The sequence below is a fragment of the Sellimonas caecigallum genome (assembly GCF_019754295.1).
In the GTDB taxonomy this organism is placed as follows: Bacteria; Bacillota; Clostridia; order Lachnospirales; family Lachnospiraceae; genus Sellimonas; species Sellimonas caecigallum.
In genome coordinates this window covers 1-9,360 of the sequence record NZ_VIRV01000034.1, presented here as the reverse complement: position 1 = coordinate 9,360, position 9,360 = coordinate 1, and the positions used below count along the sequence as shown (strand labels likewise).

8 protein-coding genes are annotated in these 9,360 nt (G+C 40.1%); 4 read left to right on the top strand and 4 right to left on the bottom strand.

The features are described from left to right. Positions 1-98: 98 nt before the first annotated feature. Genes FLB61_RS12705 through FLB61_RS12695 form a run of 3 tightly spaced genes read right to left on the bottom strand, consistent with a single transcriptional unit; the run spans position 99 to position 1,670 of the window. Entirely contained in the window at positions 99-329 is a 231-nt protein-coding gene (locus FLB61_RS12705; RefSeq protein ID WP_330625637.1) for a mobility-associated LCxxNW protein, read from the bottom strand. Further along, entirely contained in the window at positions 289-1,068 is a 780-nt protein-coding gene (gene istB, locus FLB61_RS12700; protein ID WP_221920398.1) for an IS21-like element helper ATPase IstB, read from the bottom strand. The genes FLB61_RS12705 and istB overlap by 41 nt, the downstream gene beginning before the upstream one ends. Continuing rightward, on the bottom strand, positions 1,065-1,670 hold the full coding sequence (locus tag FLB61_RS12695) for a Mu transposase domain-containing protein (protein ID WP_221920397.1): 606 nt from the start codon (positions 1,668-1,670) through the stop codon (positions 1,065-1,067). The genes istB and FLB61_RS12695 overlap by 4 nt, the downstream gene beginning before the upstream one ends. On the opposite strand from FLB61_RS12695, the gene FLB61_RS13105 reads away from it, so the two are divergent. From FLB61_RS13105 to FLB61_RS12675, 4 genes are all read left to right on the top strand, one after another. After that, positions 1,669-2,130, top strand: coding sequence for a hypothetical protein (locus tag FLB61_RS13105; protein WP_246599238.1), 462 nt, complete (start codon positions 1,669-1,671; stop codon positions 2,128-2,130). The genes FLB61_RS12695 and FLB61_RS13105 overlap by 2 nt on opposite strands. Before the next feature lie 203 nt (positions 2,131-2,333). Continuing rightward, on the top strand, positions 2,334-3,956 hold the full coding sequence (locus FLB61_RS12685; protein ID WP_221920396.1) for a hypothetical protein: 1,623 nt from the start codon (positions 2,334-2,336) through the stop codon (positions 3,954-3,956). Between the two features lie 6 nt (positions 3,957-3,962). Next, complete coding sequence (locus FLB61_RS12680) at positions 3,963-6,989, top strand: ATP-binding protein (protein ID WP_221920395.1); 3,027 nt, start codon at positions 3,963-3,965, stop codon at positions 6,987-6,989. Between the two features lie 2 nt (positions 6,990-6,991). Beyond that, complete coding sequence (locus tag FLB61_RS12675) at positions 6,992-8,500, top strand: DNA/RNA non-specific endonuclease (RefSeq protein WP_221920394.1); 1,509 nt, start codon at positions 6,992-6,994, stop codon at positions 8,498-8,500. Between the two features lie 272 nt (positions 8,501-8,772). On the opposite strand, the gene FLB61_RS12670 is transcribed toward FLB61_RS12675, so the two are convergent. Then, positions 8,773-9,360, bottom strand: a 588-nt coding sequence (locus FLB61_RS12670; RefSeq protein WP_221920393.1) for an ATP-binding protein, incomplete at its 5' end; no start/stop codon positions are given.

The following is a 9,360-nucleotide window of genomic DNA, read 5'->3' as shown; positions in this document are numbered from 1 at the left end:
AGTATTCCAATGCAATAGGGCATGCTTTCCAAAAATTCAGAGCACCCTTTCCCGGAAAAATAGTGCATATCTTTCCGGAGCAGAGTGCAGTTATTTAATTAGTATTCATCAGGAATAGCTATTCCATGTTCTGTAAGAAGTACCTGTAAACGGTCAATGTATTCTCTTAGATGCTGGATTTCTATCCAATTACCATGACACAGTTCATCAGCTTCCTCTAATTCGTGGCGAGTTATTTCATAATCCGTAAACTTGATGCATTTATGGTTTTTACTGAAAGCACAATAATCAGTCATTGGCAGCTCCTTTCCAGGAAGCGTTAATGCCATGACGTTCCCTCATAGATATGCGACCATCAATCATTACCTCATAGGAATTATGAATGATTCTGTCGATGATTGCTTCGCAAATAGTGGCATCACAGTCATTTCCAATGCGGCTGTACCAGCCTTTCGGTTCAAACTGTGTGCAGAAAATCACAGAGCCTTTTACACTACGGGCTTCAATGATTTCAAGAAGTTCCCGTGTCTGTTCCGTGGATACCGGACTTAACAGGAATTCATCCAAAATCAAAAGATCAATCTTCTGATATGCTTTGATTACTTTTTTCAGCGTGCCATCCCCATGTGCAACAGCCAGCTCATTCAATAAATCTGGCAGACGTACATAACGTACCTTGATAAAGTTTCTGCAGGCTGCGTTTCCAAGTGCACAGGCGATATATGTTTTTCCATTCCCAGATGCTCCTTTTAGAATGATATGATGATCATCAGATATATATCGGCAGGTGGAGAATTCCAACATCTGTCCTTTATCCAGATTTCGATCAGGATGATACTCTATATCTTCCATGCACGCATTGGGATAACGGAATTCAGCACTGCGAATAAGCTTTTGTAGCTTTGTGCTTTTTCGCTTCTCCCATTCTTTATCAACCAGCATGCCGAAGCGGTCTTCGAAAGATAATCCCTGATAGGTATCAGGATCCTTACACTGGCATTCAAAGGCATCTGACATTGCAGATAACCGCATATCATGCAGCTTGTCTATGGTTGACTGACGAATCATAAACGGTCACCTCCTTCATAGTAGGAGGCACCTCTGGTAATACCATACTTGGAGCTTTCTTTATTGGAGGCACTGGAAGAAGCCACTGCCACTTTGTCCTGGCCATTTTTCAAAATGGTACTGATATTTTTCAGGCTTGGACTTGGCGTGTAACTAAGCGCCTTGATACAGGCGTTTTCCAAACGTTCCGTACCATAACGATCCGCAAGTTTCATCAGTGATGCACAGGATTTATATCCCTGTTGCTCTACCTTATGCATATATAAAAAATGTTTTACTACAATGAGGGTGGAAGGGCCAACATTCATTCCCCAGTCCAGAAAACTGTCTGTGTTGTATTCTAGAAATTTTCTGTGGTTTTCAGGCATATGTTCCGGTACATAAATCGGTTCCGGAGAATATAATCTGCGCACATGCGACGCTATACGGTTGTTATGATAAAAAACTTCAATACTGTTTTCCGTAGCACGGATATCGACCTTCTTACCGATAAATTCATATGGAACAGAATACTTGCAATCTCCGATTTTTATGAGATAATCAGGTTGTATGGTGGCAGTTGACCAGACAGCCGTTTCATACGGGGAAGCAGGTAATGGCATGAGGAAGTCCTTTTCTTCTTCAATAAATGCAGACAACCGGCTTCCTTTCTTTTTCTGGAAAGGTTTTGCATTGAATTCTTCAAGCTTTTCATGGATGGCTTTATTGAGTTCATCAAAAGTGAAAAACTTCCGGTTCCTTAGTGCTGCAAGAATCCATGTTTCAAGAACTTTTACAGTACCCTCCGCATTCGGTTTACCTTTCTTATCGGTAATTACCGATAAGAAAGGCAAACCAACAGTTGAAAATCATGTGCGTTTCTTGGAGACGCATCTGGTAGAAGAATTAAAGAAAGATACTTATACCTCTCTGGAAGCTCTGAATGCTGCGGTCAAAAAGATCGTGGCAGACATCAACCAGCGTCCTTTCCAGAAAAAATCTGACATTAAGTTAAGAGAACCCGGCTCGGGATGCCAGTATCGATGGTGGTGCTGGTGTCTTGGGCTGGAATTTTTTATTTGAAAGGTGTCGTGTAGAGACGACAATACTATGATTCTCTCATTGTTATTGTTATGATTGTGGTTTATAATAAAAATAAAATATTGACGTACTGAGCTAATATTGACGTCCAGAAGCAGGGTTATAAATGACATCATGGAGTTCTTGGCTCTATGGTGTCTTTTTGTTATTTTGAGAATTTGCTTTTCAAAGGAGTTGAAATATATATGGTAAATGCGGAATTGCAGCATAATCCTTATCTGTTAGAGACAGAAGTGAAGTTTAATGGCCAGGAGCCAAAGATTAATAGCCAGATAGAGAAATACGAAAATAAATTGTTGGCTGACTGGGTAAGAGATGTTCCTAAAATGTTTTACGATGAAATGAACGGATACGATTTTGATCTATTCTTTTCGGGGACAGAATATGATTTTCAAAAGCTTCAACAGACTTTTATTTCTCTTGGAGTCACCCCTGACCAGGTAAGGCTTATTATGCGTAATGAGTTGGAAGACGCAGAAATAAAGCGTAATGAAATTAGGAATTTGATTGATTGGTTAAAAGAAAATAGGAACAGACAGTTTGATTTTGATGACTTTTATGATGCAAACAGGGGGCTGCTTGAAGAAACATTTTCATGCATCGTTATTCGAGGAAAAGACGAAGTGCCGGAAGATCTCACATTTACTCTTGAGAATGTGAAGAGTGTAGATGAAATAGCAGGTACAAATCTGACTTACGTTCCGGTTGTGTTTGTAATAGAAGCAGAAACAATTCAGCTTTTTAGAAATGATCTGCTTGCACTACTTGGAAGAAAAGAAGTTGAGCAAAACCAATTGTTTTTCTGTATATCGCCGGCAATGGATAAAGAATATGTAGTCCGCTTTATTAGTGATCTTGGGATAGAGGAACCACAGTTGATTTCCCGTATAGACGATGGAAATGTGGCTACATATATTAAAAATTATCCTATGGTAGCTTACGTTGGCGAAGTTATTCGTGTGTTCGAGAACGAAGTAAATACATTGGATGATCATTTGAAAGCAAAAAACGAGCAGAGTGCTATCGAAAATGCGGAAGTATACGAGCAGATTTCTGCATTAGAAGATGTAATCGAAAAGATTAAGGCATCAGATATGCGCTTTGTAGATCTTGATAATTATTCGGGAGGGAATCGTTTCAATGAGCTGAAGACTGAGCTGGAAGAAATGATCAGGAAATGGAAAAGTCGTAAGACAAAGGTTATTGGAGATGTTGAGATAGATCGTAATTCAACAGAGTATGAGCAAGAACTAGCCAGATATCTTGGTGAATTCTATAGGAAAGCAATCGAACATTTTGGATTTGAAAAGGAAAAAATTGAAAGAGAATTTAACGAGATATATCTGAGACAACCACTGGATTCAGAGTATAAGCCAGAAGGACTTGAGGTAACTATTCCAGATAATGTAGAGGTGAATGGAATTAAGTCAGCATTGCTGGAGTTGCAGGAAGAACGTTATGAAGAGAAGACAGACTTCTTAGATTTCTTCAAGGCAAAATCTTCAAATGAACCAAAAGAGCTTGTAAGGGTCGTGACCTGCTATTTAGAAAAATGGAGAGAAAAGGCTATTGAATTAATGATTCCTGTTGTAGAACAGTACATTTCTGAAAGCCAGGAAAATCTTAAAAGATACTATGATGAGCTTGCCGGGAAATACCATACAAAGTTGTCTGAATTACATGAGATTAAGGTGAATGAAAAAACCGGAATTGCATCTCAATTGTCAGAGGATGAAAGAATGCTGCAAGCAGATAATGATTGGTTGGTTGTGATTAAAGATCAGTTGGCAAGAATTGAAAGGGGTTAGTTTTTCATGACAACAGATTTGATAAAGTCGGGACAAAATATGATAGCAGAACCTGTTATCGCACTAGAAGACCGATTAGAAATTATAGATGAATATGTAAGAAAGAAATACCTTACGCGTCTTTCTGACATGCAGATTATGCCATTGGGAGAAATCACTCCATTGGAGGAAGACTTAATTAATAATGTCAGAATGTATCGAATTACAGAGATGGTCTATCAGAAAGATGAGTCTGTGATGGACAAGTTTACCACAGTGTTTAATACGCTGTCGACTTATAATGCATCTGTGTTTTTTCTGATTGATTCAGATGGAAAGCAGGCAAATTACTATCTCGGAGTAAGAAACAATGAAGCAAATGATTCTCCGAGAAAAAGATCAACAGTAACACTGGGGGATACTTTGAAACAGACCTTGATCGGTCATTTCCCTGGGGTGAAGATTGAAAATGAAGACCGAAAGAAAATTGCGGATCTTTCAGAAAAAATAAAGTCCTTAAATAATGTTGCATCTGTTAGCGTAGTGGGAAGTAGCAGACGAGATAAGGACCAGCCACAGAATGAATTTGCGCAGGGCATGGAAAAATTATGCCTAGCAATGAGTGGACGCCCTTATACAGCTGTAATCATTGCCGACAATAAGAATGCTTGGGATGTGCAGCAAATGAGAAAACAGTATCAGTCATTGTACACTGCTTTATCCCCATTACAGAAAGTGCAGTTTTCTGATTCAACCAGTGAAAGTGAATCGAGAAGTCAATCGTTTTCTGAGATGGATGGAAAGCAGAAGGCGGTTATGATTACAAATGCTGTTATTTCTATCGCTGGAACGGCTGCAGGGGTTGCTTTAGGTGCACAGGTGGGTGGTCAAATGGCAGGAGCAGCTGCTATGTTGGGTGGCCAGATAGGTGGTCAGGCAGGAGGCCAGATCAGCAGTTTTATTTCGTCCCTTGCTCCGGCAAAACAGATCAGTAAATCAACAACAACCGGCGTTACAACGACAGAGGAAAATAAGGCTGTAACAGATATGCTAGTTATGTTGGATGATGCTTTGAAGAAGATGAACGAGTATGATAGCTACGGATTGTGGAATGTTGCAGGATATTTCTTATCTGACGATATGTCTGCTTCTGAAATAGCAGCTAGCAATTATCGTTCTCTGATGAATGGTGACAATTATGGACGAGAAGTCTCTACAATCAATTCGTGGAGAAGCAAGGATAAGGGTATCGTTGGAGAATATAGAGACCTGACAACTTACTTATCCAGATTTGTTCATCCGATGTTTAATTATGGCGGTAATCTTATTGTTACTCCATCTACAAATATAAGCGGTAAAGAGTTAGGACTTCATTTGGGACTGCCACGTTCAACGGTTCCAGGGCTTCCTGTAATTGAGCATGCAGAGTTTGGTAAGGAAGTAAATACTTATCAGTTGTTTGAAAAAGAAACAAGTAATCGTCCGGAGGATAGAATTACATTAGGACGAGTATTTGATATGGGCTTAATCACAGATAAAATCGTAGAACTGAACAATAAGAGCCTTAATATGCATACATTTATTACTGGTTCTACAGGATCTGGAAAAAGTAATACTGTATATCAAATACTGATGGAATTAAGACAAGACCGAGTGCCATTTCTTGTAATTGAGCCAGCCAAGGGAGAGTACAAGGATGTGTTTGGCCATTTGTCTGATGTAAATGTGTTTTCTACCAATCCGGGAATTGCGCAGCTGATTAATATCAATCCGTTCAAATTTCCACGCTCCATTCATGTGTTGGAGCACATTGATGGTTTAGTAGAAATCTTCAGTGTATGTTGGCCTATGTATGATGCAATGCCAGCGTTTTTCAAAGATGCGATTCTGAAATCTTACGAAGCCGTAGGATGGGATTTGGGATCATCAACCTTTGAAGGTGAAGATGTGGCATATCCTGACTTTGAAGTGCTTGCCGAGCAGTTAGATAAGTTGATTATAAATTCTGATTATGCGGCAGAAATCAAGTCAAATTACAGAGGAGCCTTGCTTACCAGAGTAAAATCTTTAGCGGTAGGATTGAATAAATACATTTTTACAGAAGAACAGACTCCTTATGAGAAATTGTTCGATGAAAACTGTATTTTAGATATTAGCAGAGTCAAATCATCAGAGACTAAGGCGCTCCTCATGGGATTGATGGTATACATCCTCAATGAATATCGTGTGGATCGTAAAACAGAGAATAACAATGGTTTGCGTCATGTAACTGTTTTGGAAGAGGCACATAACTTATTGAAGAATACATCAGGCGGAGAGTCTGAGTTAATCGGAAAATCTGTTGAGATGATTACGAATACAATTGCTGAAATCCGTACATATGGTGAGGGATTTATTATTGTTGATCAGTCGCCATCTTCTGTTGATATTGCAGCAATTAAGAATACGAACACGAAGATTGTTCTCAGAACACCGGAAGCCAATGATCGTGAGGCAGTAGGTAGGTCTATTGGACTTTCAACAGCGCAGGTAAATGAAATAGCAAAATTACCAAGTGGTGTAGCGGTTGTTTATCAGAATAACTGGATCAGTCCAGTGCTTACCTTGGTAGATAAGGCAAAAGTAAAAGAAGTTGCTTATCAGTACGAAAATCCTGTGGTAATAAAAACTGCAAGAGAAGCAAGAACAGAATTACTTTGTATGTTGTTACAGCCTTGGATTAATAGAGAGCAATACCGAGGAAAAGCGTTAAGAAACGATTTGAAGGCTCTGGAGCTTTCAAAGAGAATTAAAGATCGTATTTCAACATGCATTGAGCAATATTTGTTCTTCCAGGGTAATATGATATGGAAAACAGAAGAGATTTCATCTCTGCAGGAGCTGATTAAAGCCTTGCTTGGTATCTCAGATGTAGAGTTTGAGGATATTATTATTACCGGAAACCCGGATGAACTCAGGGCATCAATCAGTCAGAAAACAATAGGATTAAGTTGTCAGGAAATAGAAGAAGTATGTTGTATTCTTACAATGGAAACAGGAAAGGATGGTGAATAGACATGGATGTGTTGGAACAAAATGCGTTTATGACAGAAGGTATCAACATCAGTGAAAAACTATCTGGTTTTCGTAAGAATTTTACAAGTGCGGTAGCACCAGAAAATGGAAGTTATGGCATCACAAGAATAGATAAAGGGAACGGTTTAGAGGCGTTTAGAGGAAAGACGCCATCTGGCCATCCGTTCATGGAGTACTATCAAGACGGAAAGCTTACAATGAGAAGAGAAAGTCTTGGTAATCATCAGCTGATGAAAACAAGCTATGATGATAAGGGTACTGCATATCTGAGAACAATAACTGAAGCAGGGAAGAGTGTAAATTATGAATTAACTCCAAATGCGACAATCACAAAAGGAAATTTTGTAGCGACAACTGATGCATATGGAAGAACAATATCAACCAAGGTAACGGATATTACTTTGAAGGATGGAGGATATCATTCTGTTTCTAAATTAAGAGACAGATTTTACTTAAAGGGTGATGAGGTTGGTCATGGTGTTCCTGATCAATTTGGGGGTCCTGCAAGCAAAGAGAATACATTTGCACAGGCGATGGAGGTAAATCGAGGAACTGGAAGTAAAGTTCGTCAGGTTGAAAATCTTGCAGCTCAGCTGAAGCAGGAAGGCCACACTGTAGATTATGAAATGAAAGCAAACTACAGTGGGACAAAGAATGGAAGACCGACATCTTTTGAGCCGCATATCACAGTTGATGGAGAGGAATATGTTCTGCCAGAGAATTTGAAAAAAATATATAATACAGCTGAAGAAACTACTGTACAGAAAGCGGTATTAGAAGCTAAGGAAAGATTTGGTACTGCAAACGAAGTAGGATTAAAATCGGGAGCTATAGCAGCTGGTATTACCTGTGCAATCTCAAGTGTAGATAATATTTCTGCTTGCATTAATGGCGAAATCTCTGGAGAAGAAGCTGCAGTAGAAATTGTAAAAGATACTGCAATAGCAGGTGGTGCAGCGTATGGAACTGCATTTGTTAGCACAGCAGTAGCAGAAACAATGAAGGGATCTTCAAAGGTGTTATTACAAAGAGTTGGTAAAAGTTGTTTACCAGCTGCGGCGGTTGTGTTTGCAGTGGATTCTGCTGATGCTGTAATTGATTTTGCGACAGGCGAAATTGATGGTGGGGAACTGGCTTTTGAACTTGGAGACAGTGCTGCTTCTGTTGCTGGAGGCTTCGCGGGCGGTGCTGCAGGGGCGAAGGTTGGCGCTGCGATAGGAACTGTAGTAGCTCCTGGAGTCGGAACTGCAGTTGGTGCAGTTGCAGGTGTTGTTGTTGGAGGAGTTGTAGGAACCGTTGTTGCTTCTGAAGCTTATGCGACAGCAGTCGAACTAGGAACTGAAGGAGCAGAGTACCTGGCAGAAAAAGCAGAAACACTTGCAAAGGATACGGTTGAACTCGTGAAAGAAAACATTCCAGAGAAGGTTGATGAGGTTAGAGATGCATTCAATGATTTTGCAAAGAACTGCAATCTGCCTTTTAGTGTGTAGTCGATTGATGTCTTTCTGGAAAATTGAATAAATACAGAAATAATGCAGAGGCTCTGGCTCATCAAGCCAGGGCCTCAAAGTGTCTATAGAGATGATTTATTCTTGGTGATTTCCGGTTTGTTTCGATCAAGAATGACATTCATATTGGCTTCAATATTGGACAGTTCTTTGTCGTTGTTAGCGTCGGGCGATTTTCACCATTCAGAGTCGGATTAAAAACGCCAATCTCAGTCAATTTAAAATCGCCAATGCATCATGTATGTTATTAACAGTTACGCATTTTTATACTCCGTATGTTTTGCGATACCAGCCTCAAGACCAAGTGTTTCCAGCTTGCGTCCCCGGTAACTGTCACCTTTGATCATAAATACAGTGGCGTCATCAAAAACCCGGTCTAAAGAACAAAGCAGCGTATCATCTTCGCTGAAATATTCGCCCCACTGGTTTGGTGTCTTGTTGCTGGTAAAAATCATGGTGCTGGGACCATCTTTATTATAGCGGCGGTCAATCACATCAAAGAACATACGGGTGTTCTCTTTATCGAACACACACCTGCCAATCTCATCAATGATCAGGCAGGAAGGCTTTACCAGCCCGTTGATGACAGCCCCCTCCCGGCCGTGTTTCCTTGCATCCGTCAACTTTTGGTTGAGTTCGCTTGCCCTTAAGAAATAAGTCTTATATCCTTTCAGGCAGCATTCCCGCCCAAAAGCCATGGCCAGATGAGTTTTGCCTACACCCTGCGGACCAATAAATGCCAGATTTTTTCCTGCATACAGAGCGGACAGAGAAGAGAGGTTCTTCAGTGACTGCACATGCTTTCCATGGAGCCGGCTGAAATCAAATCTTTCAAAGGTTTT